General features: G+C 68.0%; 21 protein-coding genes. 13 read left to right on the forward strand and 8 right to left on the reverse strand.

From position 1 onward, the window contains the following. Positions 1 to 105 precede the first annotated feature (105 nt). Positions 106 to 1,767 (reverse strand): DNA repair protein RecN, encoded by a 1,662-nt coding sequence (gene recN, locus ACZ0AE_RS07985; RefSeq protein WP_463600768.1) that lies wholly within the window; start codon positions 1,765 to 1,767, stop codon positions 106 to 108. Between the two features lie 111 nt (positions 1,768 to 1,878). Between recN and hrcA the strand changes: the two genes are divergently transcribed. The 6 genes from hrcA (at position 1,879) to ACZ0AE_RS08015 (ending at position 9,256) form a co-directional block, all read left to right on the forward strand. Further along, positions 1,879 to 2,946 (forward strand): heat-inducible transcriptional repressor HrcA, encoded by a 1,068-nt coding sequence (hrcA, locus tag ACZ0AE_RS07990; RefSeq protein WP_038688925.1) that lies wholly within the window; start codon positions 1,879 to 1,881, stop codon positions 2,944 to 2,946. An 84-nt stretch (positions 2,947 to 3,030) separates the two neighbouring features. Continuing rightward, on the forward strand, positions 3,031 to 3,546 hold the full coding sequence (grpE, locus tag ACZ0AE_RS07995) for a nucleotide exchange factor GrpE (protein WP_038688923.1): 516 nt from the start codon (positions 3,031 to 3,033) through the stop codon (positions 3,544 to 3,546). Positions 3,547 to 3,732: 186 nt separating this feature from the next. Continuing rightward, positions 3,733 to 5,661, forward strand: a complete 1,929-nt coding sequence (gene dnaK / locus ACZ0AE_RS08000) for a molecular chaperone DnaK (protein WP_463600769.1) — start codon at positions 3,733 to 3,735, stop codon at positions 5,659 to 5,661. Between the two features lie 161 nt (positions 5,662 to 5,822). Further along, on the forward strand, positions 5,823 to 6,956 hold the full coding sequence (dnaJ, locus tag ACZ0AE_RS08005; protein ID WP_038688919.1) for a molecular chaperone DnaJ: 1,134 nt from the start codon (positions 5,823 to 5,825) through the stop codon (positions 6,954 to 6,956). Positions 6,957 to 7,241: 285 nt separating this feature from the next. Beyond that, positions 7,242 to 8,150, forward strand: a complete 909-nt coding sequence (gene pdxY, locus ACZ0AE_RS08010; RefSeq protein ID WP_463600770.1) for a pyridoxal kinase — start codon at positions 7,242 to 7,244, stop codon at positions 8,148 to 8,150. Then, positions 8,147 to 9,256 (forward strand): prephenate dehydrogenase, encoded by a 1,110-nt coding sequence (locus ACZ0AE_RS08015; RefSeq protein ID WP_463600771.1) that lies wholly within the window; start codon positions 8,147 to 8,149, stop codon positions 9,254 to 9,256. Before pdxY ends, ACZ0AE_RS08015 begins: the two co-directional genes overlap by 4 nt. Positions 9,257 to 9,424: 168 nt before the next feature. Here ACZ0AE_RS08015 and ACZ0AE_RS08020 read toward each other — a convergent pair whose 3' ends face one another. The 5 genes from ACZ0AE_RS08020 to ACZ0AE_RS08040 form a co-directional block, all read right to left on the reverse strand. Beyond that, positions 9,425 to 9,628 carry a hypothetical protein gene (locus ACZ0AE_RS08020; protein WP_463600772.1) on the reverse strand — a complete coding sequence of 68 codons (204 nt, stop codon included), beginning with the start codon at positions 9,626 to 9,628 and terminating at the stop codon, positions 9,425 to 9,427. A 71-nt stretch (positions 9,629 to 9,699) separates the two neighbouring features. Then, the gene (locus tag ACZ0AE_RS08025; RefSeq protein WP_463600773.1) at positions 9,700 to 11,466 is read right to left on the reverse strand and encodes an ABC transporter transmembrane domain-containing protein; all 1,767 of its coding nucleotides are present in this window, start codon (positions 11,464 to 11,466) and stop codon (positions 9,700 to 9,702) included. Beyond that, a complete protein-coding gene (locus ACZ0AE_RS08030; protein WP_463600774.1) occupies positions 11,459 to 12,067 on the reverse strand; it encodes an IMPACT family protein in 609 nt (202 codons plus the stop codon). The genes ACZ0AE_RS08025 and ACZ0AE_RS08030 overlap by 8 nt, the downstream gene beginning before the upstream one ends. Before the next feature lie 42 nt (positions 12,068 to 12,109). Continuing rightward, positions 12,110 to 13,096, reverse strand: coding sequence for a hypothetical protein (locus tag ACZ0AE_RS08035; protein ID WP_463600775.1), 987 nt, complete (start codon positions 13,094 to 13,096; stop codon positions 12,110 to 12,112). Further along, positions 13,093 to 13,611 carry an RNA polymerase sigma factor gene (locus tag ACZ0AE_RS08040; RefSeq protein WP_244880244.1) on the reverse strand — a complete coding sequence of 173 codons (519 nt, stop codon included), beginning with the start codon at positions 13,609 to 13,611 and terminating at the stop codon, positions 13,093 to 13,095. The genes ACZ0AE_RS08035 and ACZ0AE_RS08040 overlap by 4 nt, the downstream gene beginning before the upstream one ends. 272 nt (positions 13,612 to 13,883) lie before the next feature. Here ACZ0AE_RS08040 and ACZ0AE_RS08045 point away from each other — a divergent pair, with 272 nt between their 5' ends. After that, positions 13,884 to 16,733 (forward strand): bifunctional diguanylate cyclase/phosphodiesterase, encoded by a 2,850-nt coding sequence (locus tag ACZ0AE_RS08045; RefSeq protein ID WP_425598274.1) that lies wholly within the window; start codon positions 13,884 to 13,886, stop codon positions 16,731 to 16,733. A gap of 43 nt (positions 16,734 to 16,776) precedes the next feature. Here ACZ0AE_RS08045 and ACZ0AE_RS08050 read toward each other — a convergent pair whose 3' ends face one another. Beyond that, positions 16,777 to 17,370, reverse strand: a complete 594-nt coding sequence (locus tag ACZ0AE_RS08050; RefSeq protein ID WP_038688904.1) for an LOG family protein — start codon at positions 17,368 to 17,370, stop codon at positions 16,777 to 16,779. Between the two features lie 259 nt (positions 17,371 to 17,629). Next, on the reverse strand, positions 17,630 to 19,126 hold the full coding sequence (locus tag ACZ0AE_RS08055) for an aminotransferase class III-fold pyridoxal phosphate-dependent enzyme (protein WP_038688902.1): 1,497 nt from the start codon (positions 19,124 to 19,126) through the stop codon (positions 17,630 to 17,632). 213 nt (positions 19,127 to 19,339) lie between these two features. Here ACZ0AE_RS08055 and queA point away from each other — a divergent pair, with 213 nt between their 5' ends. The 6 genes from queA (at position 19,340) to fabV (ending at position 26,894) form a co-directional block, all read left to right on the forward strand. After that, positions 19,340 to 20,404 (forward strand): tRNA preQ1(34) S-adenosylmethionine ribosyltransferase-isomerase QueA, encoded by a 1,065-nt coding sequence (queA, locus tag ACZ0AE_RS08060; RefSeq protein ID WP_463600776.1) that lies wholly within the window; start codon positions 19,340 to 19,342, stop codon positions 20,402 to 20,404. 232 nt (positions 20,405 to 20,636) lie between these two features. Next, positions 20,637 to 21,767, forward strand: a complete 1,131-nt coding sequence (tgt, locus tag ACZ0AE_RS08065) for a tRNA guanosine(34) transglycosylase Tgt (RefSeq protein WP_128096752.1) — start codon at positions 20,637 to 20,639, stop codon at positions 21,765 to 21,767. Positions 21,768 to 21,918: 151 nt separating this feature from the next. Next, positions 21,919 to 22,266, forward strand: coding sequence for a preprotein translocase subunit YajC (yajC, locus tag ACZ0AE_RS08070; RefSeq protein WP_038688897.1), 348 nt, complete (start codon positions 21,919 to 21,921; stop codon positions 22,264 to 22,266). A gap of 60 nt (positions 22,267 to 22,326) precedes the next feature. After that, on the forward strand, positions 22,327 to 24,180 hold the full coding sequence (gene secD, locus ACZ0AE_RS08075) for a protein translocase subunit SecD (RefSeq protein WP_038688895.1): 1,854 nt from the start codon (positions 22,327 to 22,329) through the stop codon (positions 24,178 to 24,180). Positions 24,181 to 24,196: 16 nt separating this feature from the next. After that, positions 24,197 to 25,174 carry a protein translocase subunit SecF gene (gene secF / locus ACZ0AE_RS08080; protein WP_038688893.1) on the forward strand — a complete coding sequence of 326 codons (978 nt, stop codon included), beginning with the start codon at positions 24,197 to 24,199 and terminating at the stop codon, positions 25,172 to 25,174. A gap of 463 nt (positions 25,175 to 25,637) precedes the next feature. Further along, positions 25,638 to 26,894: an enoyl-ACP reductase FabV gene (gene fabV, locus ACZ0AE_RS08085; RefSeq protein WP_038688887.1), complete on the forward strand. Its 1,257-nt coding sequence runs from the start codon at positions 25,638 to 25,640 to the stop codon at positions 26,892 to 26,894. The last annotated feature ends 20 nt before the right edge of the window (positions 26,895 to 26,914 follow it).

Genomic DNA, 26,914 nt, shown 5'->3' on the forward strand with positions numbered 1-26,914 from the left:
TTGCCGGGCGAGGTGCAGTGGGTCCGCGAGGAGCCGGCCAGCGGCCGGCACTACCGGGCGAGGTGCCGCCACGGGTAGGTACCGACCGTTGGTCGGTACCCGGCCTCACACCTGCAGCAGCTTGCGCGCCGCCGCGCGGGCTTCCTTGCTGACTTCCACGCCGCCCAGCATCCGCGCCAGTTCTTCCTCGCGGGCCTTGGGGTCCAGCTTTTCCACCGCGCTCTGGGTCATGCCGTCCACCGGCGCCTTGCTGACCCGGTAATGGGCGTGGCCCTTGGAGGCGACCTGCGGCAGGTGGGTGACGCACAGCACCTGACGCTTCTCGCCCAGGGCGCGCAGCTTGTGCCCGACGATGTCGGCCACCGCGCCGCCGATGCCCGAATCCACTTCGTCGAAGACCATGGTCGGCACCGCGTCCAGGCCCAGCGCCGCCACCTCGATGGCCAGCGAAATACGTGACAGTTCACCGCCCGAGGCAACCTTGCGCAGCGCACGCGGCGGTTGCCCGGCATTGGCCGCCACCAGGAACTCCACGCGCTCGGCGCCGTTCGGGTCGGGCTTGGCCACCGCCTGCGGTTCGATCTCGATCAGGAACTGGCCACCGCCCATGCCGAGCTCGCCGATCAGGGTGGTGGTGGTGTCCGACAGCGCCGTGGCGGCCTTGCGCCGGCTGGCGCTGAGCGTCTCGGCCACGGTCTGCCACTGGCCGGCGGCGCGCTCGATCTGGCCGGCCAGCGCCTGCAGGCGGGTGTCGGCGCCGCGCAACTGCTCCACTTCGGCTTCCATCGCGTCGCGGTGTTCGCCCAGCGTCTCCATCGGCACCCGGTGCTTGCGCGCCAGGTCGTGCAGGCGGCCAAGCCGGCGTTCGATGTCCTCGAACTGCTCGGGGTCGGCATCCAGGTCGTCATGCACCCGGTCCAGCAGCGCCAGGGCCTCGTCCAGCTGGATGGCGGCGCTGTCGAGCAGGGCGTCCACCTCGCCCAGGCGCGGGTCGTGTTCGGCCACGCGGGCCAGTTCGTGGCGGGTCTGCTGCAGCAGTTGCAGCGCCGAGGTGTCCTCGTCGCCATTGAGGCGGGCCACGGCGACATCGCAGGCGGCGATCAGGGCGCTGGCGTGGGCCTGGCGGCGATGGCTGCTGCCCAATTGGGCGATCGAGGCCGGCTCCAGGTCTTCGCGCTGCAGTTCGCCCAGCTGGTGTTCCAGGTAGCCGATGCGGTCGCTGACATCGCCCTGGCGCGACAAGGCTTCGGCTTCGTCCACCAGCGCCTGCCAGCGTGCGGCGGCCTGGCGGACCTGGCTGCGCTCGGCGTCGTTGCGCGCGAACGCGTCCAGCAGGGCCAGCTGCGAGGGCCGCGCCAGCAGGGCCTGCTGTTCGTGCTGGCCGTGGATTTCGACCAGGGTCGAGGCCAGTTCGGTCAACTGGGTGAGGGTGACCGGGCGCCCGTTGATCCAGGCGCGGGAGCCGCCATCGGCGCGGATGATCCGGCGCAGCTGGCACTGGTCCTCGTCGTCCAGTTCGTTCTCGCGCAGCCAGCGCCGCGCCGGGGCGTCCTCGCCGGGGGCGAATTCGGCCGACAGTTCCGCGCGGGCGGCGCCGTGGCGGACCACGCCGCTGTCGGCGCGCAGCCCGGACAGGAAGCCGAGGGCGTCGACCATCAGCGACTTGCCGGCGCCGGTTTCGCCGGACACCACGGTCATGCCCGGCCCGAATTCGAGTTCGGTAGCACGGACGACGGCAAAATCCTTGATCGATAGATGTTTGAGCATGGTTGTCTGTTCTTGAGCCGCGCAACGCTAGCATGGGGCGGGGACAGCTCCAATAACTTGCCTTCGGTCCCCGGAGCCATTATCTAGGATGGCGTCTCACAGGCTGATTCCATGCACCCCACTGCGTCACATCTTGCGCCCCGCGCCCGCCACCTGCTGCGGACGCTGATCGCCCGCCACATCCAGGACGGCGAGCCGGTGGGCTCGCAGACACTGGCGCGGCTGGCCGGGCTGGATGTCAGCCCGGCCACCATCCGCAACATCCTGGGGGACCTGGAAGACCTGGGCCTGCTCAGTTCGCCGCATACCTCGGCCGGGCGGGTGCCTACCGCGCACGGCTACCGGGTGTTCGTGGACAGCCTGGTCAAGATGCAGCCGCCCGGCGAGGGCGAGCTGAGCCGGCTGCGCACCGAACTGGCCAGTGGCAGCGGCACCCAGGCCCTGCTGGGCAGTGCCTCGGAGCTGCTGTCGGCGATGAGCCACTTCGTTGGCGTGGTCAGCGCGCCGCGGCGTGAACAGTTCGCCTTCCGGCATATCGATTTCGTGGCGCTGGACGCGCGCCGGGTGCTGGCCATCCTGGTGTTTGCCGACAACGAAGTGCAGAACCGGGTGATCGAACCCCGCCGCAGCTTCGGCCCCGGCGAGCTGGAGCAGGTGGCCAACTATCTCAATGCCAACTGCGCCGGGCGGCCCTTGTCGGAGATCCGCCAGCGCCTGCTGCTGGAGCTGCGCGACGCGCAGTCGGAAATGGAGCAGCTGCTGGCCCACGGCATCGAGCTGGCCGAACAGGCGCTGGTGCCGCCGGCCGACGACATGGTGCTGGCCGGCGCGACCCGGCTGATGGGCGTGCAGGACCTGTCCGACCTGGAGCGGCTGCGCGAGCTGTTCGAGGTGTTCGCCAGCAAGCGCGAGATCCTGCAGCTGCTCGAGCGCACCATCCAGGCCCCGGGGGTACGCATCTTCATTGGCGAGGAGACCGGGGTGATGCCGTTGGAAGGGGTGTCGCTGGTGACCGCGCCGTATTCGGCCGGTGGCCAGGTGCTGGGCGTGCTGGGGGTGATCGGGCCCAAGCGCATGGCCTATGACCGCATGATTCCGCTGGTGGAGGCCACCGCCCAGGTGCTGGGCGCCGCGCTGGCCGACCCGGCCGGCGGCGGATTGTCCCGCGATCGCACATAAAACCCGTCGCTGGACTCTTGAAACGGGACCCCGCGCCCACATAGGGGTGGGTGGAGGCGGAGAGTCACCGCCAAGGATCCGGAAATGAACCAAGATCAGCCTGATATCGCATCCCAGAATCCCGCCGGTGAACCGGCTGCCGAGCCGTCCCTGCAGCAGCAGCTGGACAGCCTGCACAATGAAGTGGCCCTGCTGCGCGCCGAGTCGCTGCGCGAGCGCGCCGACCTGGACAACCAGCGCAAGCGCGTGGCCCGCGACGTCGAACAGGCGCGCCGCTTCGCCAACGAAAAGCTGCTGGGCGAACTGCTGCCGGTGTTCGACAGCCTGGACGCCGGCCTCAACAGCGCCGGTGCCGAGCCCAGCCCGCTGCGCGAAGGCCTGGAGCTGACCTACAAGCAACTGCTCAAGGTCGCCGCCGACAATGGCCTGACCCTGCTCGACCCGACCGGCCAGGCCTTCAACCCGGACCACCACCAGGCCATCAGCCAGGTCGACGCGCCCGGCGCGGCGCCCGGCAGCGTGGTCCAGGTGTTCCAGAAGGGCTACCTGCTCAACGATCGCCTGCTGCGCCCGGCCCTGGTGGTCGTGGCCCGCGACTGATCCGGTCGTCAGCCAGCCGGGCATCAGCCAGCCGGGCAGAGCCCGGCTCTACGGACGCTGAACACGTTGGGCCGCCATCGGACACTGTGTTTGGTGGGTGGCTTGAAAGTCCTCCCGGCGTCCCACACATCCCATTCATAACCCGGCAACTGCCGGATGTTCCCCGACATTTCAGGAGTCTCCCTCATGGGCAAGATCATTGGTATCGACCTCGGCACCACCAACTCGTGTGTGGCGATCATGGACGGCGGCAAGGCCCGCGTCATCGAGAATTCGGAAGGCGACCGCACCACGCCTTCGATCGTCGCCTACACCAAGGACGGCGAAGTGCTGGTCGGCGCCTCGGCCAAGCGCCAGGCCGTCACCAACCCGAAGAACACCTTCTACGCCGTCAAGCGCCTGATCGGCCGCAAGTTCACCGACGCTGAAGTCCAGAAGGACATCGCGCACGTGCCTTACGGCATCCTGGCCCACGACAACGGCGACGCCTGGGTCCAGACCAGCGACGCCAAGAAGATGGCCCCGCAGGAAATCTCCGCCCGCGTGCTGGAGAAGATGAAGAAGACCGCCGAAGCGTACCTGGGTGAAACCGTCACCGAGGCCGTGATCACCGTGCCGGCCTACTTCAACGACAGCCAGCGCCAGGCCACCAAGGACGCCGGCCGCATCGCGGGCCTGGAAGTCAAGCGCATCATCAACGAGCCGACCGCCGCGGCGCTGGCCTATGGCCTGGACAAGGGCGACAACAAGGATCGCAAGATCGTGGTGTACGACCTGGGCGGCGGCACCTTCGACGTCTCGGTGATCGAGATCGCCAACGTCGACGGCGAGAAGCAGTTCGAAGTGCTGGCCACCAACGGTGACACCTTCCTGGGCGGCGAAGACTTCGACAACCGCGTCATCGAATACCTGGTCGACGAGTTCAACAAGGACCAGGGCATCGACCTGCGCAAGGATCCGTTGGCCCTGCAGCGCCTGAAGGACGCCGCCGAGCGCGCCAAGATCGAGCTGTCCAGCGCCCAGCAGACCGAAGTGAACCTGCCGTACGTCACCGCGGACGCGTCGGGCCCGAAGCACCTGAACATCAAGCTGACCCGCGCCAAGCTGGAAGCGCTGGTGGAAGAGCTGATCAAGAAGTCGATCGAGCCGTGCCGCGTGGCGCTGAACGACGCCGGCCTGCGTTCGAGCGACATCAGCGAAGTGATCCTGGTCGGCGGCCAGACCCGCATGCCGAAGGTGCAGCAGGCGGTCACCGAGTTCTTCGGCAAGGAACCGCGCAAGGACGTCAACCCGGACGAAGCCGTGGCATTGGGTGCGGCGATCCAGGGCGGCGTGCTGGGCGGCGACGTCAAGGACGTGCTGCTGCTGGACGTGACCCCGCTGTCGCTGGGCATCGAAACCATGGGCGGTGTGTTCACCAAGATCATCGAAAAGAACACCACCATCCCGACCAAGGCCTCGCAGGTGTTCTCCACCGCCGAGGACAACCAGTCGGCCGTGACCGTGCACGTGCTGCAGGGTGAGCGCGAGCAGGCCCGCTTCAACAAGTCGCTGGCCAAGTTCGACCTGTCCGGCATCGAGCCGTCGCCGCGCGGCATGCCGCAGGTGGAAGTGTCCTTCGACATCGACGCCAACGGCATCCTGCACGTGTCGGCCAAGGACAAGAAGACCAACAAGGAACAGAAGGTCGAGATCAAGGCTGGTTCGGGTCTGTCCGAGGACGAGATCGCGCGCATGGTCGCCGATGCCGAAGCCAACCGCGAAGAAGACAAGAAGTTCCATGAGCTGGTCCAGGCCCGCAACCAGGCCGACGCGCTGATCCACGGTACCCGTACCGCGATCACCGAGCACGGCAGCAAGGTCGGTGGCGATGTGATCGGCAAGGTCGAGTCGGCCCTGGCCGACCTGGAAACCGCCATGAAGGGCGACGACAAGGCGCAGATCGAAGCCAAGTCGAAGGTGCTGGAAGAAGCCGGCCAGGCGCTGTTCGCTGCATCGGCCGCGGCCGATCAGGGCGGTGCTGCCCCGGGCCCGGACGCCGGTGCCAACAGCGGCGCGCACGACGATGTGGTCGACGCCGAGTTCACCGAAGTCAAGGACGACAAGAAGTCCTGATCCGGCCCAGACACGGGGCGTTGCGCAGGCAACGTCCCGTTGTCGTTTTCCCTGGGTCCTGGCAGCCGTAACACGGTTTGTCGGGGCGCCCGACGAAAGAGCGGACGTGGTTCCGCTCTTCCGCTTTGACGAATCCCGACCTCCGGATACCGATTCAAGTTATGAGCAAGCGCGACTATTACGAAGTGCTGGGCGTGTCCCGCACCGCCAGCGAAGAAGAGCTGAAGAAGTCCTATCGCCGCTGTGCGATGAAGTTCCACCCGGATCGCAATCCGGGCGATGCGGCGGCCGAAGCCTCCTTCAAGGAGTGCAAGGAAGCCTACGAAACCCTGTCTGACACCAACAAGCGCCGCATGTACGACGCCCACGGCCACGCTGCGTTCGAGCATGGGATGGGTGGCGGCGGTGGTGGCCCGGGTGGTCCGGACATGGGCGACATCTTCGGTGACATCTTCGGCAACATCTTCGGCGGTGCTGCCGGCGGTGGTCAGCGCCAGGCCCGTCGCGGTGCCGATGTCGGCTACGTGATGGAGCTGGACCTGGAAGAAGCGGTGATGGGCGTGGAGCGCCGCATCGAGATTCCGACCTTGGCCGAGTGCGACGACTGCGATGGCAGTGGGTCCGAAGACGGCAAGGTGGACACCTGCAGCGTGTGCCATGGCCACGGCCAGGTGCGCATCCAGCGCGGCATTTTCGCCATGCAGCAGGCGTGCCACAACTGCAACGGGCGCGGCAAGATCATCCAGACCCCGTGCAAGACCTGCCACGGCAACGGCCGTGTGGAGGAAGACAAGGTGTTGTCGGTGAAGGTGCCCGCGGGCGTCGATACCGGCGACCGCATCCGCCTGTCGGGCGAAGGCGAGGCCGGTCCGGCCGGTACGCCGCCGGGCGACCTGTACGTGGAAGTGCGGGTGCGCGAGCACGCGATCTTCCAGCGCGACGGCGACGACCTGCACTGCGAGGTGCCGATCCGGATTTCGCAGGCGGCCCTGGGCGATACCGTCCGCGTGGCGACCCTGGGCGGTTATGCGGAAATCCGCATTCCGGCTGAAACCCAGACCGGCAAGCTGTTCCGCCTGCGCGGCAAGGGCGTGCGTTCGGTGCGCAGCCGCAGCGAAGGCGACCTTTACTGCCGCGTGGTGGTGGAAACGCCGGTCAACCTGACCACCGAGCAGCGCAAACTGCTGGAACAGTTTGAAACCACCTTCACCGGCGAAGAAGCGCGCAAGCACTCGCCCAAATCGGCGACGTTCATCGATGGCGTGAAGGGCTTCTGGGACCGGATGACCTCGTAAGCGAGGCCGTTTCTGCGATGCACCTCAAGGCCCGCTGGCAACAGCGGGCCTTTTTTGTGCGCCGACGACGGGGGTAGAGCCACCCCATGGGTGGCTGCACCGCCCGGCCCAAGGTAGAGCCACCCCATGGGTGGCTGCACGCGGTGCCGGGTGGGTCGACAGCCGCCCATGGGGTGGCTCTACCGGTGGACCAGCTCCGCGCAGCGACCCCGTGGGGTGCGGCGGGACAGCGCAGCCACCCATGGGGTGGCTCTACCGGCGCGGCGCGGGGCGTAAAATGGCGGCATGAACGAATCCCTCGAAAGCCACCTGGTCCACGGCCGCCGCCAGCGCCCGGACGGTCCGTCGCCGGTCGACGTCATCTCGGTGCAGTCGCAGCTGGTGTACGGCTATGCCGGCAACAGCGCGGCGGTGCCGCCGCTGCGCGCGCTGGGCGTGCGCGTGGCCGAAGTGCCCACCACGCTGCTCAGCAACGCGCCGTTCTACCCGACCACGCGAGGCCGCGTGCTGCCGGCCGACTGGTTCGCCGAGCTGCTGCTGGGGGCCAGCGAACGCGGCCTGCCGCAGCGCGCCCGCATGCTGGTGTCCGGCTACTTCGGCAGCGTCGGCAATGGTGCGGCCTTCGCCGACTGGCTCGACCAGGTGCTGCCCACCGCGCCGCAGCTGCGCTACTGCCTGGACCCGGTGATTGGCGACACCCACACCGGCCCCTACGTCGAACCCGGCTTGGAAGCCATCTTCGCCGAGCGGCTGCTGCCGCATGCATGGCTGGTGACCCCCAACGCCTTCGAACTGGGGCGCCTGACCGGCATGCCCAGCCTGGCCGAAGACGATGCCATTGCCGCCGCGCAGGCGCTGCTGGCGCGTGGCCCGCAGTGGGTGCTGGCCCACAGCGTGGGCGGCGAGCCCGGCCAGCTGGTCACGCTGGCGGTCAGCCGCGAGGCGATCTGGCGCTGGTCCTCGCCGCACCTGCCGGTGGACGTGGCCGGCACCGGTGACGTGCTGATGTCGCTGCTGGTGGCCTTCCTGCTGCGCGGCGAATCCTTCGAACAGTCGATTTCGCGCGCCATCGCCGGCGTGCACGTCGCGCTGGAAACCACGCTGGCCAATGGCCACGAGGAGTTCGACGTGCTGGCTGCCGCCCCGGCCGCATTGGCGCTGCCGCAGCGCTTCGTGCCCGAGCGCATCGCGTGAGCGCACGGGTAGTGGGCATCGTCGGCAGTGCCGGCGCGTATGGCCGTTGGCTGCGCGGTTTCCTGCAGCAGCGCATGGGGGTGGAGGTGATCGGCCACGATCCCGCCGACCCGCAGTCGCACACGCCCGACCAGCTGCTGGAGCAGGCCGATGTGCTGGTCTTCTCCGCGCCCATCCGGCACACGCCGGCGCTGATCGCCGACTACGTCGCGCGGTCGGCCGGGCGCGAGGCCGGGCGTCTGTGGCTGGACGTGACCTCGGTGAAAAGCGCGCCGGTGGCGGCCATGCTGGCCTCGCAGGCCGAGGTCGTAGGCCTGCACCCGATGACCGCACCGCCCAAGGCGCCCACGCTGAAAGGCCGGGTGATGGTGGTTTGCGAGGCGCGCCTGGCGCGGTGGCAGCCGTGGGTGCAGCAGTTGTGCGACGCGCTGGAAGCCGAATGCGTGCGCGCCACGCCCGAGCACCACGACCAGGTGATGGCGCTGGTGCAGGCAATGGTGCATGCCACCCACTTGGCCCAGGCCGGCGTGCTACGCGAGTACGCGCCGCTGCTGGGCGCGCTGCCCGCGTTGATGCCGTACCGCTCGGCGTCGTTCGAACTGGACACGGCGATCATCGCGCGGATCCTGTCGCTGAACCCGGCGATCTACGAGGACATCCAGTTCGGCAACCCGCACGTGGCGCCCATGCTGGACCGGCTGCTGGCCCAGCTGCAGCAGCTGCGCGCGCAGGTCGGGCAGGGCGATGATGCCGCGCGTGCGGCGTTCCGCCAGCAGCTGCTGCTGGACAACCGTGACAGCCAGGGCGAAACGGTCTTGGCCGAAGGCAACTACACCTTCGAGCGGGTGGGCTATCTGCTGGCCGACCTGACCGAGCGCAATGCCATCAGCGTGCATCTTCCCGAAGACCGGCCCGGTTCGCTGCGCGAACTGCTGCACGTGTTCGAGCGGCACGCGGTGAGCCTGGCGTCGATCCACTCCTCGCGCACGCCGGGCGGGGAAGTGCATTTCCGTGTTGGCTTCGTGGCCGGCAGCGATGTGCAGGCGCTGCAGCGCGCCGCCGTGGAAATTGATGCCACCGGCATCGGCCGGGTTCTGCCGCGCTGACGTGCTGCAACGCCGCATTCATCCACAGGGGGTGTGGATGAGTTGCGCACAAACATGTGGATAACCGCGTGCAGCCGTTGCAGGCAAAGGCTGTCAAGATGGCTGGTCATAAAATGACCAGCCTGTCGCAAACTTTTTTGGGTCGCGCTGATCCGGCGCGCCGCGCGCTCAGGTGGTGAGGGTCAATTCGCCGCCACGGGTGCGGAACTGACGGCCATCGCGGACCAGGTGGCGGCCATCGGCCAGCTCGTAACGGACGTTCGCGTCCGCGGGCGCAGCCGACGGTGCGGCGGCTGCTTCGTCCTGCTTGAACTCGATGATGACGTAGCTTTCGCCCGAGGCGTCGGTAGCGGGAAACTGTCGAAACGACATGAAGCACCTCCTGCAGTGGCATCGACCTGTGACCTGCGCACCATGCAACCGGCCGCGTTAGCGGTGCGTCATCAATCGATGAACTGCAGGCGTGCCAGCTCCGCGTACAGCCCGCCCTCGGCCAGCAGTTGTTCGTGCGTGCCTTGGGCGATGATGCGGCCGTGGTCCATCACCACGATGCGGTCGGCCTTGAGCACGGTGGCCAGGCGGTGGGCGATGACCAGCGTGGTACGCCCCGCCATCAACCGTTCCAGTGCCTGCTGCACCGCGCGCTCGCTCTGCGCATCGAGTGCGCTGGTGGCCTCGTCGAGCAGCAGGATCGGCGCATCCTTCAGCAGCGCCCGTGCAATCGCGATGCGCTGCTGCTGGCCGCCGGACAGGCGCGCGCCGCGCTCGCCCAGCTCGCTCAGGTAACCGTCGGGCAGTGCCTGCAGGAATTCGTCGGCTTCGGCGGCCTCGGCGGCGCGCTGCACCTCGTCATCGCTGGCTTCCAATCGGCCGTAGCGGATGTTGTCCAGTGCGGTGGCGGCAAACAGCGTGGGTTGTTGCGGGACCAGCGCCATCTGCGCGCGCAGCTGCGCCGGGTCGACCTGGCGCACATCCACGCCATCGACCAGGACGCTGCCGGTGGCCGGATCGTGGAAACGCAGCAGCATCGACAGCACCGTGCTCTTGCCGGCGCCCGACGGGCCCACCAGGGCAACGGTCTCGCCGGGCCGCACATGCAGGTCGAACCCTTCCAGCGCCGCGGTGTCCGGGCGCTGCGGGTAGTGGAACACCACGTTGTCGAAGCGGATCTCGCCCCGCAGCGGCAGCGGCATCGCCACCGGGTTGGCCGGTGCGGTGATCTCGATGTCTTCCTGCAGCAGTTCGGCGATCCGTCCCATGCCGCCGGAGGCGCGTTGCAGCTCATTCCAGACCTCTGCGAGCGCGCCGACCGAGCCGCCGCCGATCATCGCGTACAACACGAACTGGCCAAGCGTGCCGGCCGTCATGCGGCCGTCGTTGACATCGTGCGCGCCCAGCCACAGCACGCCCACGATGGCACCGAATACCAGCACGATCGCGGTGGCGGTGACGATCGACTGCGCGCCGATGCGGCGACGCGCGGCATTGATCGATTCGGCCAGCGCGACGTTGAAGCGGCCGCGTTCATAGGGTTCGCGTGCATGCGCCTGCACGGTACGCACCGCGCCCAGGGTTTCGGCGGCCAGGCTGTTGGCGTCGGCGACGCGGTCCTGGCTGGCGCGGGCGATGTTGCGCAGGCGGCGTGCACCGATGATCACCGGCAGCACGGCCAAGGGAATGCCCAGCAGCGACCACACGGCCAGACGCGGGCTGGTGACGAACAACATCACCAGGCTGCCCACCACGGTCACGCTGCTGCGCAGGGCCACCGACATGGTGGAACCGATCACGCTGCGCAGCAACTCGCTGTCGGCGGTCAGACGGGACACCAGTTCGCCGCTGCGGCTGCGGTCGTGGAAGCCGGCGCCCAAGGTGATCAGGTGGGTGTAGAGCTGGCTGCGCAGGTCGGCCACGACCTTTTCGCCCAGCAACGACACGAAGAAGAAGCGCGCGGCGGTGGCCAGCCCCATCACCACCGCGACCAGGAACAGCAGGCCGAACGCGCGATTGATCTGGCCGTTGTTGTTGAAGCCATGGTCGATCATCAGCTTGACCGCCGGCGGCAGGCTCAGCGTGGCCGCCGACGACACCGCCAGGGCGACCAGCCAGGCAGTGAACAGCCCCGAATGGCGACGGACGAACGGCCACAGCGTGCCCAGACTGCCCAGGCGGCGCAGCGCGGGGGTCGGGGCGGGGGTGGTGTCAGTCATCAAGGGGGCCTGGTTCGGTGCATCGTTGGATGCGGATACGATCACGGGTGGCGTCGCGGAGGCGGTTTTTCAACGGCTCGGCCTGGTCGGCCGGCAATTCAACCCGCATTTCCACCCCGGACGGGGTAAAGGATTCATCGAGTTTCTCGGCCGCATGGCTGGACAGCGCGGCATGCAATGCGCCCAGGTCCTCGAATGCAGCCTGCACGTGCAAGCGGGCCAGGGCCACCAGTGGCAGGCGCGGCGCGGTACGCAGGCATTCGGCCGCCGTGCCTCCGTAGGCCCGGACGAGGCCGCCGGCACCCAGCTTGATCCCGCCGTACCAGCGGATCACCACCACCATCACCCGGTCGAAGCCCTGGCCATCGATGGCGGCCAGGATCGGTCGGCCGGCGGTCCCGGCCGGTTCGCCATCGTCACTGGAGCGGTATTCGCTGCCGTGTCGGTAGGCCCAGCAGTTGTGGGTGGCATCGGGGATCGCCACCTGCTGCAGGAATGCCAGCGCGGCGGCCGCCGTGTCGATCGGCGCGGCATGCGCGATGAAGCGGCTGTGCTTGATCTCCAGGCTGTGGCTGACGACGGTGGCGAGCGTATCGGGCATTGCCACCATTGTAGGTGACGACCGTGGGTCGTCACGTGCCCCTCAGTTGTCCAGCAGCTGGCGAACGTCGCGTGGCACGCGCGCTTCCGGGTACTGCTGCAGGTAGCGTTCCAGGCTGGCGCGCGCGGTATCGCGGTCGCCGGCATCGCGACGCTCGCGGATGCGCTTGAGCCACTGCTTGCGCGGCAGCAGGGCATCGGCCGCAACGGCCGCATCGACGGCGCTGGCCGACAACGCGCCGCCCACGGCCGGCGATGCCGCGCGCCGCATCACGCCGGGTGCGCCTTTCATCGGGCGCGCCGCTTCGTTGGTCATCGGTGCCGGTGCGGCGGTGAGCGCGTCGTCCCGCGCCCGCGCGCCGGTCACGGTGACGGTGTCGTTGGGGCGCGCCTCTGCGCTGTCCATCACGTACGCGTCTGCACGCGGGGCAGCGGCGGCCTGCATCGGGGCGGCCGCGGGTGCGGGCGGGGCAGGCGGCATCGGCGGAGCCACTACCGAGGGCGCGGGCTGTGCCGCCATCGGTTGCGGCACGTCGTGGGGTGGCGGAGGCGGCGCGGCGGCCACCGAGCGTTGCTTGGCCTGCGGCTGGGCCACCGGCGCAGTGGCCGCATCGGCCACCTCGGCAGTGGCCATGGCAGGGGCGGTTGCATCGGCGGCCGGTGCCTGCGCGGCATCCTCGGCGGTTGCAGGCGCAGGTGCGACCTCAGCCAGCGCGGGCGGGGTCGGGGCGTCGGGCTTGAGCTGCCAGGCGATGCCGACCGCGAACACCACCGACGCGGCCAGGCCCAGCGCGGCGGGCAGCCGCGACCGCGGCCGGCGCGTGACGGGGGCGGCAGCCCTGGGCGGTTGTGATGCAGCGTCCGCGTCGCCGGAGGGAACCGCCGTGGCCACCGGTGCGGCCTGCACGGCCGCCCGCGCGGCCGCCAACACCGCCTCGTCCAGCGCGGCCGACGGTGCGTTGGGCGCGGCACGGCCGAGCAGGCGGGCCAGTTCGCGTTCTTCGGGGGTCAGCGGATCCGAGCGGTTCATTCGGACAACCCCGCGCGCAGCTTGTCCATTGCATAGCGCAACCGTGATTTGACCGTTTCGCGGCCAACGCCGGTGATCTGTGCGATCTCCTCCAGGCTCAGTTCCTGCTCCAGCCGCAACTGCAGTACCTCGCGCTGTTCATCGGGCAGCTGTTCCATCGCCAGCTGCAGGCGCCGGCGTTGTTCGAACTCCGACAGCTGGCTTTCCGGGGTGCGGGTATCGCTCATGCGTGCCACCCGCTCGTCGGCGTCGCCGGGCGCTGGCGGACGGTGCCGCGCGGCGCGCCAGTGATCGTTGAGCCGATTGTGGGCGATCCGGAACAGCCACGTGGTGAAGGCGGCGTCGGGCTGCCAGCCGGCGCGCGCGGCGATCACCCGCTGCCAGACGTCCTGGAACATTTCATCGGCCAGCGCGGCATCGCGCAGCTGGCGCAGCAGGAAGCTGTACAGACGGCTGCGGTGGCGCGCATACAGGGTTTCAAACGCGCGCAGCTCCCCGCCGGCCCAGGCCAGCATCAGCGATTCGTCGGTTGGCAGGGCAGCGGCATCCACGGCGCACAGGGTAAGCGCTGGGCCGCCGTCCGCATAGCGGGGCGGGGCGGCGAGGGCAGGCGACACCAGGGGCGCGGGGACGGGGGACATGACCTGTTCAACGTCCGAAGGTGCTGAACGGGGTTGTGGGCTTCCATTGCCCCCCGCCCGCCGCGTTATGCTCAGGGCACAGGGGAGGTGCCGGGCATCCGGCGCCAGAAGAGATCAGCATCGTGTCCAGCCAGGTAGCGACATCCGTGCGGCATTCCGATCATGACGCGGTGGTTTCCGCTGCGCTCGCGCAGGCGTTGGGCGCGCTGCTGCCCGGCGATGCGCAGGTGGCGCTGGCCTGGTCCGATCCGGGCCTGGGTGAAGGCTGCCAGGCCGATCCCGCCCCCGCGCAGGACCCGGCCGCGCTGCTGGAGGCACTGCTGGGCGGTGCCACCGGGGCCGAGACCGCGCTGCGTCGCTGGCAGGACCACGGCAGCGAACTGGCCGTCCAGGCGCTGACCGCCGACGGCGGCGTGCCCGACCAGGCCTGGTGGGACATTGCCCGCCAGGCGCTGCAGGACGCGGTGGCACTGGCTCGGCAGCGCGCACAGATCCGCTCGCTGGAGACGTCCAAACGGCTGCAGCAGGCGCTCTACGAGATTGCCGACCTGGCCGGCGCGGACCTGGAAATGGCCGACATGCTGCGCCACTTCCACCGCGTGCTCAATTCGCTGATGTACGCGCAGAACTGTTACATCGTCGAGTACGACGACGTGCGCCGACGGGTGCGCTTCCTGTACTTCGCCGACCAGCGCGACAGCTTCGTGGCCGACCCGGACCGCAGCTACGAAGAACACGAAATGCCGCGCAGCCTGACCTTCGCGCTGCTGCGCCACGGGCAGCCGCTGAGCGGGCCGTCCAACGAGCTGCTGGCGGCGATGAACGACGAATACGACCCCAGCCGCGGGCCGGAAAGCCTGGACTGGCTGGGCGTGCCGATGCTGCGCGAAGGCCGCGTGTGCGGGGCCATCGTGGTGCAGAGCTACGAGCACCGGGTGCGCTACAACGAGGCCGATCGCACTCTGTTGGGCTACGTGGCCCAGCACATCCTCACCGCGATGGACCGCCGTCAGGCCCAGGTGCAGCTGGAGCGCCAGGTGGAGCGGCGCACACTGGAACTGCAGCGCGCCAACCGCAGCCTGCAGGACGAAGTGGTGGAACGCCGCCGCGCCGAGAAGCTGCAGCTGGCGTTGTTCAACATCGCCGAAATGGCGATGAGCGCCGAGAGCCTGGCCCAGTTCTACGTGCAGGTGCATGGCGTGGTGGGCACGCTGCTGGATGCACGCAATTTCTACATCGCGCTGGTCAACGAGGTCGGCGATGGGCTGGATTTCGTGTACTCGGTGGATGAGTACAACGCGTCGCGCGCGCCGCGTCCGTTCAGCCAGGGCCTGACCGAGTTCATCGTGCGCAACCGGCAGCCGCTGCTGGCCTCGCGAGAGCACATCGACGCCCTGCGCGACGCCGGGCGGGTGCGCGAGTTCGGCGCGCGTTCGCATTGCTGGCTGGGCGTGCCGCTGCTGAGCGACGACGACGTGGTCGGGGTGATCGTGGTGCAGAGTTACTCGCCGGAGGTGAGCTTCACCGCGCACGACCAGCGCCTGCTCACCTTCGTGGCGCAGAACATCGGCAACGGCCTGGCCCGCCAGCGCGACCAGGAGCGCCTGCGCAACGCGCACGCCGAGCTGGAAAAGCGCGTGGACGAGCGCACCCGCGAGTTGGCCGAGGTGAACGACAAACTGCTCGGGCAGATCGGCGAACGCCTGCGCGCCGAGCAGCGCCTGACCCACCAGGCCATGCACGACGCGCTGACCGGGTTGCCCAACCGCCTTCACCTGCTGGACCGGCTGGAAGATGCCATCGCCCGCGCGCGGGTGCCCGACGGCCCGCGCTTTGCGGTGCTGTTCCTGGACCTGGACCGGTTCAAGCTGGTCAACGACAGCATCGGCCACGCGGCCGGCGACCAGATGCTGGTCGAGGTGGCCAAGCGGATCGTGTCGATGATCGGCCCGGGCGATGTGGTGGCGCGGCTGGGCGGCGATGAATTCGCGATCGTGCTGCAATGCGACCACGGGCTGGATTCGGCGCGGGAGTTCGCGCAGCGGATGCTGGTGGCGCTGGAAGAGTCGATGTGGGTGAAGGGGCGCGAACTGTTTCCGTCCGGCAGCCTGGGCATCGCGATGTGGAACCCGCGCTATCGCAATGGCGAAGAACTGGTACGCGACGCCGACGCGGCCATGTACCGGGCCAAGGCCCAGGGCAAGGACCGCTGTGCGGTGTTCGACGAGGCGATGCGCGAGGAAGCGCTGCGCAGCCTGGATTTGGAAGCGGACCTGCGCCGGGCGATCATCAACCGCGACTTCCTGCCGTATTACCAGCCCATCGTGCGGCTGTCCGACGGCGCGGTAGTGGGCTATGAGGCGCTGCTGCGCTGGCGCCACGAACGGCGCGGGCTGCTGTTGCCCAGCGCGTTTCTCGACCTCGGCGAGGAAAGCGGGCTGATCGAGCAGGTGGACTGGCTGCTGTATGAAGACGTGATCGGGCAACTCGCGCGGGGCGGCGAGGGCTATCTGTCGGTGAACGTGTCGCCGCGGCATTTCCGTTCGGCCGATTTCAGCACCCGCCTGTTCGGGCTGATCGAGGCGGCCGGTGCCGATCCCCATCGCCTGCGCCTGGAAATCACCGAAGTGGCGCTGCTCGACGACGGTCCGCGCACGCTGCGGATCCTGCAGACGCTGCGCGAGCGCGGCGTGCTGGTGCAGCTGGATGATTTCGGTACGGGCTTCTCGGCCCTGTCTTACCTGCACCGCTTCCCGATCTCGACGTTGAAGATCGATCAGAGCTTCATCGCCGGCCTGCACGGGCAGGACATGCAGAGCACCTATGCGCTGGTGCAGGGCGTGCTGTCGCTGGCCCGCACGCTAGGCATCGAAACGGTGGGCGAGGGCATCGAAAACGATGCCCAGCGCCAGACCCTGCTGCAGCTGGGCTGCGACTACGGCCAGGGCTACCTGCTGGGCCGCCCCGCCCCCATGGAAACCTTCGAAGCCCGGTAGTGCCGGCCGCTGGCCGGCACCCCCACATCACCGCATCAAGCGATCACACCAACGCGGCGCGACGCTTCTCATCGATCCACTTGGACGCCTGCGCCGGCTCATAGGCGCGCATCCAGTCCAGCATGGCGTCGATGTCCGAGCCGTACCAGAGGTCGGCGCGCTGTTCCGGGTGCAGGAAGCGCTCTTCGACCATGCGGTCGATCATGCCGATCAGCGGGGCGTAGAAACCGTCGACGTCCAGGAACGCGCACGGCTTGTTGCCGATGCCGAGCTGGCGCCAGGTGAGCATCTCGAAGATCTCTTCCATGGTGCCGAAGCCGCCGGGCAGGGCCACGAACGCGTCGGACAGCTCGAACATGCGCGACTTGCGCTCGTGCATCGAGCCGACGATCTCCAGCTCGGTCAGGCCGCGGTGGGCCACTTCCCAATCGGCCAGCTGCTGCGGAATCACGCCGGTCACTTCGCCACCGCCGGCCAGCACGGCATTGGCCACGGTGCCCATCAGGCCGACGTTGCCGCCGCCATAGACCAGGCGCAGGCCGTCGCGGGCGATGCGGTCGCCCAGCGCGATGGCGCGCTCGGTGTAGATCGGCTTGCTGCCGGGGTTGGAGCCACAGTAAACGCAAATCGACTTCATTGGATCTTCCTGTGTTCGGGAACGGGTGCGGCGGAAACGAAAAAGCCCCGCCGATGACCGATGTTCCGGCCTCGTGACGGGGTTCGTTCCGCGAATGCGGGGGGTGATTATCGCGCGTTCGCGGCGCGGAGGCCAATCGGCCCATCGCCGGTAGAGCCGACCGTTGGTCGGCTGCCATTGTCCGGGTAGAGCCGACCGTTGGTCGGCTGCCGTATCGCGGAACCGACCATGGGGGTTCACACCCGCACGGCCACGGGCCTCACGCCGCCTGCGACTGCTCCCGGCGCGGGCCTTCCTTCAACGCCCGGCCCACCAGCCCCACCAGCAGGTCCAGCTCTTCGCTGTCCATGCCGAAATGCGGGGTGAAGCGCAACGAGTTCTCGCCGCCGTGGATGACGTTGATACCGTGGTTGCGCAGCCATTCCTCGGTGGAACCGGCGCCGTAGCACTTGAACTGCGGGGCCAGCTCGCACGAGAACAGCAGGCCGGTGCCCTGCACCTTGGTGATCAGCCCGCCCAGGTCGCTCTTGAGCTGCTCCAGCTTGCGCACCGCTTCCTCGCCGCGCACGCGGATGTTGTCGCGCACCTGCGGGGTCAGCAGCGACAGGGTGGCGCAGGCCACGTCCAGCGCACGCGGGTTGGAGGTCATGGTGTTGCCGTAGATGCCCTTGCGGTACAGCTGCGCGGCATGTTCGGTGACGGCCAGGACCGACAGCGGGAACTGCGCCGCGTTGAGCGCCTTGGAGTAGGTCTCCATGTCCGGCGCGTCCAGGCCCTCGAACCCGGGGTAGTCCACCAGCGACAGCACGCCATGCGCACGCAGGCCGGCCTGGATCGAGTCGATCAGCAGCAGGCTGCCGTGCTGGCGGGTCAGCTCGCGGGCCAGCGCATAGAACGACGGCGGCACCGAACGGCCCGGGTCGCCTTCGCCCATCACCGGCTCCAGGAACACCGCTTCGATGAACCAGCGGTTCTGCTCGGCCTCGGCGAAGACGCGCTTGAGCGCCTCCTCGTCGTACGGGGCCAGGGCGATGACGCTGTCTTCGCCGCGGTAGCTGGCCAGGTGCTGGGTGTAGGTCTTGCGGCTGGAATCGGAGTACAGGCCGGGGCGATCGGTGCGGCCGTGGAAGCTGCCCTTGATCACCACCCGCTTGATCTTCGCGCCGGCATGGCGGGCGCCCGGGTCGGTCTGCAGCTTGGCGTTGACGTCGGCGATGCGCGCGGCCAGGCCGACCGCCTCGGAGCCGGAGTTCAGGCACATGAAGTGGCTGAACGGGCAACCGCCGCGACGGTGGCCGATTTCCTTGCGAAGCGCCTGGATGAAGCGCTGCTGGGACAGGCTGGGCGTCATCACGTTGGCCATCACCTGCGGGGCGGCCATCGCCTCCATCACCGCCTCGGGGGTATGCCCGAAACCGAGCATGCCGTAGCCGCCGGCGTCATACAGCACCGCACCCTTCAGGGTGACCACCCAGGAGCCGCGGGCGGCGAGGGCGACATACGGGGTCACCGCATCGTCGGCATAGAAATTGACGAAACCGTCCTGCATCGCATCGATCTGGGCGCGTTCGTCGGCGGCCAGCAGCGCGCCAAGATCGGCGCGCACGCGCTCGAATTCGGCGGCGGCAGCGTCGATCGCGGCAACCAGGTGCGGGTGGCCAGCGGCCAGGCGTTCCAGCGTGGCGTCATCCAGGCCGGCGGTGAGGCGGGTGCCGGGCTGGGCGCGAAGGGGGGCGAGGCGTTCGATGAAGCTCATTGCAGATCTCCTGAAACAATTGGCGGCACGGCGCAAAACGCAAAACGCGCGTCTATTCGCGCGCGCTCGGGGTATTCCTGCTCGTGCATCTGACTTCCAGCCCGATGCTATCACGCGGTTTTTCGCGCGATAACCCCGTCAAAAACTGTTGCATAGCAGCATTTTGCGCGACGTTCGGTAAAAGCTGCGTTGCCACCGAGGGCCAGTCGTACAATGGCCGACATTGCCTACACGTTGCCGTGCGCTGCCTTGAAGAAGTCCGATTTCAACTACGAACTGCCGCCCGAGCTGATTGCCCAGGCGCCCCTGGCCGAACGCTCCGCCAGCCGCCTGATGCTGGTGCCGCAGGCGCCGGCCGCCTTCGATCACCGCCATGTGCGCGACCTGCCGGACCTGCTCAACCCGGGCGACCTGTTGGTGTTCAACGACACCCGCGTGATCCCCGCGCGCCTGTTCGGGCAGAAGGCCAGTGGCGGCCGCGTCGAGATCCTGATCGAGCGCCTGCTGGGCGCGCAGCAGGCCCGTGCCCAGGTGGGCGCCAGCAAGTCGCCCAAGCCCGGCAGCCGGATCGCGCTGGACGCGGGCGGCGAGGCGGAGGTGCTGGGGCGCGATGGCGAGTTCTATGTGCTGCAGTTCCACGTGCCCGAGGCACTGGAGCAGTGGCTGCTGCATGCCGGTCGGCTGCCGTTGCCGCCTTACATCCAGCGTGAGCCGGGGCTGGACGACCGCGAGCGCTACCAGACCGTGTTCGCCCGGGAAGTGGGCGCGGTGGCCGCGCCGACCGCCGGCCTGCATTTCGACGAAGCGCTGCTGGCGGCCTTGAAGGACAAGGGGGTCGACTTTGGCCATGTGACCCTGCACGTGGGTGCCGGCACCTTCCAGCCGGTGCGGGTGGACGACCTCACCGACCATGTGATGCACCGCGAATGGCTGAACGTGGGCGCCGAGCTGGTCCAGCAGGTCCGCCGCACCCGGGCCGCCGGTGGGCGGGTGATCGGGGTGGGCACCACGGTAGTGCGCGCGCTGGAAAGCGCGATGCGCGAAGGCGAACTGCTGCCGTATGCCGGCGAGACCCAGATCTTCATCACCCCGGGTTACCGGATCCGCAGCGTGGACGCGATGGTGACCAACTTCCATCTGCCGGAAAGCACCTTGCTGATGATGATTTCGGCGTTTGCCGGCCAGGCGCGGGTGTTCGAGGCCTACCGGGCCGCCATCGCGGAGAAGTACCGGTTCTTCAGCTATGGCGACGCGATGTTGTTGTTCCCGCAGGGGTGAATTGAGGGAAGCCGGCCCACGGGCAGCCGACCAACGGTCGGCTCTACGTCGGCGCGCGCGCGGCCGGCCAAATGCCGGGTGCACCGTGTGGGTGGCCGATCGACGGTGGGTCCACGCGTTTGGGTAGGTACCGGCCGTTGGCCGGTACGGTTGGCGGGTCGATCCGTGCCCGTCCGGCCATGTCGGCCGCTTTTCGGCGATAATCGGCAATTATTTGCCCGAATCCCGCTCCATGTCCCGACTCCAGTTCCAGCTCCAGACCACCGACGGGCGTGCCCGCCGGGGCCGCCTGACCTTCCCCCGTGGCACCGTGGAAACCCCGGCCTTCATGCCGGTGGGCACCTATGGCTCGGTCAAGGGCATCCTGCCGGAGCAGATCCGGGCGCTGGGCGCGGAAATCATCCTGGGCAACACCTTCCACCTGTACCTGCGGCCGGGCCTGGACGTCATCGCCGACCACGGCGGCCTGCACGGCTTCGCGCGCTGGGATGGCCCGATCCTGACCGATTCGGGCGGTTTCCAGGTGTTCTCGCTGGCCCATCGCCGCAAGATCACCGAACAGGGCGTCACCTTCTCCTCGCCCAACGACGGCGCACGCGTCTTCCTCGGGCCGGAAGAGAGCATGCGCATCCAGAAGGTGCTCGATTCGGACGTGGTGATGATCTTCGACGAGTGCACCCCGTACCCGGCCACCGAGCCGGTGGCGCGCACCTCGATGGAGCTGAGCCTGCGCTGGGCCCAGCGCAGCCGCAACGCGCATGACGAACTGGGCAACGACGCCGCGCTGTTCGGCATCGTCCAGGGCGGGGTCCACCACGACCTGCGCAGCCGGTCGGCCGAGGGCCTGCAGAAGATCGGCTTCGACGGCTACGCCATCGGCGGGCTGGCCGTGGGCGAGCCCGAGCACGAGCGCAACGCCATGCTCGACCACATGCACCCGATCCTGCCCGCCGACCGCCCGCGCTACCTGATGGGCGTGGGGCGCCCGGAAGATCTGGTCGAAGGCGTCGCCCGTGGCGTGGACATGTTCGATTGCGTGATGCCCACCCGCAACGCCCGCAACGGCCACTATTTCACCTCGGCCGGCACCATCCGCATCCGCAACGCGCGCTACCAGCGCGACATGGACACCATCGAGCCGGGCTGCGGCTGCCACGCCTGCACCAGTGGCTACACGCGTTCCTATCTGCGCCACCTGGACCGCTGCAACGAAATGCTGGCCCCGATGCTGGGCACCATCCACAACCTGTATTACTACGAAAAGCTGATGGCCGACATGCGCGCGGCCATCGAGGCGGGAACCTTTGCCGCCTTCCGTGAGTCCTTCTACGCGGCCCGTGGCATGGCCACGCCGGCGTTGTAAGGGCCGCACGCAGTCCAAATCAGCGCGCAAACCCTGCCAAACGGCCCAAGGACGAACTCCCGGGGCCATGGCATACTTCGTGGCTGACCCCCGTTTCGCGGCGACTCCCCGGCCCACCTGGGCGGGGCGCCTCCCAACCCAAGGACACAAGATGAACCTGATCGCTTTCCTGATTCCCGCCGCCCACGCCCAAGCTGCCGGCGGCTCGCCGCAGGGCGGCATGGGTCTGACCACGCTGCTGTTCCCGATCATCCTGATCGCGATCATGTACTTCCTGATGATCCGCCCGCAGATGAAGCGCCAGAAGGAACACAAGGCGATGCTGGAGAAGATCAAGCGCGGCGACGAAGTGCTGACCAACGGCGGCATCGCCGGCACGGTCACCGACATCGGCGACAACTTCATCACCCTGGAAGTGGCTGACAACGTGCGCATCCGCGTGCAGAAGGGCGCCGTGGGCAACGTGCTGCCCACCGGCACGCTGAAGTCGGCCAACTAAGCCACTCCTTTCCGAAGCACAACCGCGGCGCCGGGATGGGCGCCGCGCGGGACCCAAGCAATGCTCGAATTTCCACGCTGGAAGTATTTCCTCATCCTGATCGTGCTGGCGCTCAGTACCCTGTACGCGCTGCCCAACGTCTATCAGAAGGACCCGGCCGTCCAGATCACCGCCAACCGTGGCGGCCAGATCGACGACGCGCTGCGTGACCAGGTGCTGGCCGACCTCAAGAAGGCCGGTATCGCCACCATGGGCGCGGAAAAGGAAGGCGACAGCCTGATCGTCCGCCTGCCGGACCTGCAGGCACAGGCCGCCGCCAGCGACACGCTGCGCGACAGCGTGGGCGAAAACTACGTGGTGGCCCTGAACCTGGCCTCGACCGTGCCGGACTGGCTGGCCAAGCTGGGCGGTCGCCCGATGGTGCTGGGCCTGGATCTGCAGGGCGGTGTGCACTTCGTGCTGCAGGTCGACCAGAAGGCTGCGCTGGACAAGCGCCTGGATGCCTACGCCGAAGACGTGCGGACCAGCCTGCGTGATGCCCGCGTGGCTTACCAGTCGGTGGAACGTCGCCCGGATAACAGCATCGTGGCCACCATCAGCCCGTCGGCCGGCGAAGAAGCGGTCACCAAGGCGCGTGATGTGATGGCCAAGGCGCAGCCCACCCTGGGCTACAACGTCACCGGCAACCGCATCGCCATCACCGTGCCGGAAACCGAGCTGAACCAGATCGCCAACGGGGCGATCGAGCAGAACATCAATACGCTGCGCAACCGCGTCAACCAGCTGGGTGTGGCCGAGCCGATCATCCAGCGCCAGGGTGCCGACCGCGTGGTCGTGCAGCTGCCGGGCGTGCAGGACACCGCCGAAGCCAAGCGCATGATCGGTGCCACCGCGACGCTGGAATACCGCGCCGTGGTCGACGGCAACGCGCAGGACGCCATCGCCAGTGGCCGCATCCCGCCGGAAGCCAAGGTCTACCAGCGCCGTGACAACGGCGGCCCGGTGCTGCTCAACAAGCGCGTGATCGTCACCGGTGACCAGATGGTCGCCGCGCAGGCCACCACCGACCAGAACGGCTCGGCCGCGGTCAGCGTGACGTTGAACAACGTCGGCGGCCAGCGCATGTTCGACTTCACCAGCGCCAACGTGAACAAGCCGATGGCCGTGGTCTACACCGAGCGCATCCCGACGGTGACCATGGTCGATGGCAAGGAAGTGCGCAGCTTCCGCGTCAAGGAAGAGGTCATCTCGGTGGCCAACATCAACGGCGTGTTCGGCAAGAACTTCCAGACCACCGGTCTGGAGAAGAAGGAAGCTGAAGACCTGGCCAAGCTGCTGAAGTCCGGCTCGCTCGCCGCGCCCATGGACTTCGTGGAAGAGCGCGTGGTCGGCCCGAGCCTGGGTGCCGAGAACGTGCAGAACGGTATTACCGCCGTGGTCTACGCGTTCCTGTTCACCCTGGTGTTCTTCAGCGTGTACTACCGCATGTTCGGCGTGATCACCTCGCTGGCGATGCTGTTCAACCTGCTGATCGTGGTGGCGGTGATGTCGATGTTCGGTGCCACCATGACCCTGCCGGGCTTTGCCGGTCTGGCGTTGTCGGTGGGCCTGTCGGTCGACGCCAACGTCCTGATCAACGAGCGTATCCGTGAAGAGCTGCGGGCCGGCATGCCGGGCAAGACCGCCATCGTGACCGGTTACGACCGCGCCAGCGGCACCATCCTCGACGCCAACCTGACCGGCCTGATCGTCGGTGTGGCCCTGTACGCATTCGGTACCGGTCCGCTGAAGGGCTTCGCGCTGACCATGATCATCGGTATTTTCGCCTCGATGTTCACTGCGATCACCGTATCGCGCGCCCTGGCGACGCTGATCTACGGCCGTCGCAAGAAGCTCCAGAACGTGGCCATCTGACGGGACGACTCGCACAATGAAACTGTTTCCGCTGCACATCCTCCCGAACGACACCAAGATCGACTTCATGCGGTGGCGTCATGCCGCCATGGTGGTCACCCTGCTGCTGTTCATCGGTTCGATCGCACTGATCGCCACCAAGGGCTTCAACTACGCGCTGGATTTCACCGGCGGCACCCTGATCGAGGCCCGTTTCGAGCGCAAGGTGGACGTCGAAGACGTCCGCGCCAAGCTTGAAGCCAACGGCTTCGAAGGCGCCCAGGTGCAGAGCTTCGGTGGCAACACCGACCTGCTGATCCGTCTGGCGCCGCAGGGCGAGCACGCACCGGGCACCGGCAATTCGGCCAGTGACCAGCGCACCGCCGCTGCGGTGGTCAAGGCGATCTCGCTGAGCGACAACCAGGCCACCATCCAGCGTAACGAGTTCGTTGGTCCGCAGGTCGGCAAGGACCTGGCGATGAACGGGCTGTACGCCACGCTGTTCATGCTGGTGGGCTTCCTGATCTACATCGCGTTCCGCTTCGAGTGGAAGTTCGCGATCACCGCCAGCATCGTGGCGCTGTTCGATCTGCTGGTAACGGTGGCCTACATCTCGGCCACCGGCCGCGAGTTCGACCTCACCGTGCTGGCCGGCCTGCTGTCGGTGATGGGCTTTGCCATCAACGACATCATCGTGGTGTTCGACCGCGTCCGCGAGAACTTCCGCAGCCTGCGCGTGGAGCCGCTGGAAGTGCTGAACCGTTCGATCAACCAGACGCTGTCGCGTACGGTGATCACCGCGGTGATGTTCTTCCTGTCGGCCCTGGCGCTGTACATGTACGGCGGCACCTCGATGGAAGGCCTGGCCGAAACCCACATGGTGGGCGCGGTGATCGTGGTGCTGTCCTCGATCCTGGTGGCCGTGCCGATGCTGACCATCGGCGCCCTGCGCGTGACCAAGCAGGACCTGCTGCCCAAGGCCAAGGACATCGAGGCGCTCGAGCGTCGTCCGTAAGCCACCGGCTGCATGAAGCACCTGAAAAGCCGCGCCCTGCGCGGCTTTTCTTTTGCGCGGCGGTAAAAGCCCAGCCGGGCAGAGCCCGGCTCTACGGATGTGTGGCAGCCGGGCAGAGCCCGGCTCTACGGGGCGTCACAGCGCGTAGAGCCGGGCTCTGCCCGGCTGCTCTTCTCTCCGCGCGCAGCCCACTGTCGGGCGAGGGACGGGATGGGCGTGGCAGGACCGTTGGGCCGCATGGATGCGGACCACGAGCCCCCAAGGACGGGTTTACGGCGTGTCCCGCCATGCCCATCCCGTCCCTCGCAACACCGGGGCAAGCAACCCGCCATACACCCCCGTCGGTTGTGAAACACCGCCCCGCACACTACGATCCCATGCGTTCCGCGCAGCCGCCCCGGTGGCGCGCACCGCCCCTTTTCATCGCGCAGGCCCGGCCTGCGCCAGTCCAAACGAGGTTTCCATGGTCATCAAACCGCGTGTGCGCGGCTTCATCTGCGTCACCACCCATCCCGTCGGCTGCGATGCGGCCGTCAAGCAGCAGATCGAATACATTCAGGCCAAGCCGAAGATCGCCAATGGCCCCAAGAAGGTGCTGGTGCTCGGCGCCTCCACCGGCTACGGCCTGGCCGCGCGCATCACCGCCGCCTTCGGCAGCGATGCCGCCACGCTGGGTGTGTTCTTCGAGCGTCCGGGCACCGAAACCAAGCCCGGCACGGCCGGCTGGTACAACACCGCGGCCTTCCACAAGTACGCCGAGCAGGCCGGCCTGTACGCCAAGAGCGTCAACGGCGATGCCTTCTCCGATGAAGTGAAGGCCAAGGTCATCGAACTGATCAAGCAGGACCTGGGCCAGGTCGACCAGGTGGTGTATAGCCTGGCCGCGCCGCGCCGCAAGCATCCCAAGACCGGCGAGATCATCAGCTCCACGCTCAAGCCGATCGGCGCGCCGATCACCCTGCGCGGCCTGGACACCGACAAGGAAGTGATCACCCAGACCACCATTGAACCGGCGACCCCGGAAGAAGTGGCCGGCACGGTGGCGGTGATGGGCGGCGAAGACTGGCAGATGTGGATCGACGCGCTGCTGGAAGCGGGCGTGCTGGCCGACGGCGCCACCACCACCGCCTTCACCTATGTGGGCGAAGAAATCACCCAGGCCATCTACTGGAACGGCTCGATCGGCGCGGCCAAGAAGGACCTGGACAACAAGGTACTGGGCCTGCGTGAAAAGCTGCAGGCCATCGGCGGCGATGCACGCGTGTCGGTGCTCAAGGCCGTGGTCACCCAGGCCAGCTCGGCCATCCCGACCATGCCGCTGTACCTGTCGCTGCTGTTCAAGGTGATGAAGGCTAAGGGCACCCACGAAGGCTGCATCGAGCAGCTCGATACGCTGTATGACATCGTGTACGGCGGCAAGGACACCGGCACCGCAACCGAACGCCTGCGCCACGCGCTCACCGATGGCGACCGCCAGGTTGACCTGATCGACGACGCGGGCCGCCTGCGTGCGGACTACAAGGAAATGGCGCCGGACGTGCAGGGCGAAGTGGTGGCCCTGTGGCCGCAGGTGACCAACGAGAACCTGTACGAGATCAGCGACCTGGCCGGCTACAAGGCCGACTTCCTGCGCCTGTTCGGGTTCGGCGTGGACGGCGTGGATTACGACGCCGACGTAGCCACCGACGTGCAGATTCCGAACCTGGTCGACATGGCCTGACCCAGGGTGCCCCACCAGGG

This window comes from Stenotrophomonas sp. AC248 (assembly GCF_979258185.1).

Coding starts and splice junctions, on each gene's coding strand:
- ACZ0AE_RS08050 (WP_038688904.1), bottom strand. CDS start 17,370: ATGAAGTCGATTTGCGTTTACTGTGGCTCCAACCCCGGCAGCAAGCCG.
- recN (WP_463600768.1), bottom strand. CDS start 1,767: ATGCTCAAACATCTATCGATCAAGGATTTTGCCGTCGTCCGTGCTACC.
- pdxY (WP_463600770.1), top strand. CDS start 7,242: ATGAACGAATCCCTCGAAAGCCACCTGGTCCACGGCCGCCGCCAGCGC.
- secF (WP_038688893.1), top strand. CDS start 24,197: ATGAAACTGTTTCCGCTGCACATCCTCCCGAACGACACCAAGATCGAC.
- grpE (WP_038688923.1), top strand. CDS start 3,031: ATGAACCAAGATCAGCCTGATATCGCATCCCAGAATCCCGCCGGTGAA.
- fabV (WP_038688887.1), top strand. CDS start 25,638: ATGGTCATCAAACCGCGTGTGCGCGGCTTCATCTGCGTCACCACCCAT.
- ACZ0AE_RS08035 (WP_463600775.1), bottom strand. CDS start 13,096: ATGAACCGCTCGGATCCGCTGACCCCCGAAGAACGCGAACTGGCCCGC.
- hrcA (WP_038688925.1), top strand. CDS start 1,879: ATGCACCCCACTGCGTCACATCTTGCGCCCCGCGCCCGCCACCTGCTG.
- dnaK (WP_463600769.1), top strand. CDS start 3,733: ATGGGCAAGATCATTGGTATCGACCTCGGCACCACCAACTCGTGTGTG.
- ACZ0AE_RS08020 (WP_463600772.1), bottom strand. CDS start 9,628: ATGTCGTTTCGACAGTTTCCCGCTACCGACGCCTCGGGCGAAAGCTAC.
- ACZ0AE_RS08030 (WP_463600774.1), bottom strand. CDS start 12,067: ATGCCCGATACGCTCGCCACCGTCGTCAGCCACAGCCTGGAGATCAAG.
- yajC (WP_038688897.1), top strand. CDS start 21,919: ATGAACCTGATCGCTTTCCTGATTCCCGCCGCCCACGCCCAAGCTGCC.
- ACZ0AE_RS08040 (WP_244880244.1), bottom strand. CDS start 13,611: ATGCTGGCCTGGGCCGGCGGGGAGCTGCGCGCGTTTGAAACCCTGTAT.
- dnaJ (WP_038688919.1), top strand. CDS start 5,823: ATGAGCAAGCGCGACTATTACGAAGTGCTGGGCGTGTCCCGCACCGCC.
- queA (WP_463600776.1), top strand. CDS start 19,340: ATGGCCGACATTGCCTACACGTTGCCGTGCGCTGCCTTGAAGAAGTCC.
- ACZ0AE_RS08055 (WP_038688902.1), bottom strand. CDS start 19,126: ATGAGCTTCATCGAACGCCTCGCCCCCCTTCGCGCCCAGCCCGGCACC.
- secD (WP_038688895.1), top strand. CDS start 22,327: ATGCTCGAATTTCCACGCTGGAAGTATTTCCTCATCCTGATCGTGCTG.
- tgt (WP_128096752.1), top strand. CDS start 20,637: ATGTCCCGACTCCAGTTCCAGCTCCAGACCACCGACGGGCGTGCCCGC.
- ACZ0AE_RS08025 (WP_463600773.1), bottom strand. CDS start 11,466: ATGACTGACACCACCCCCGCCCCGACCCCCGCGCTGCGCCGCCTGGGC.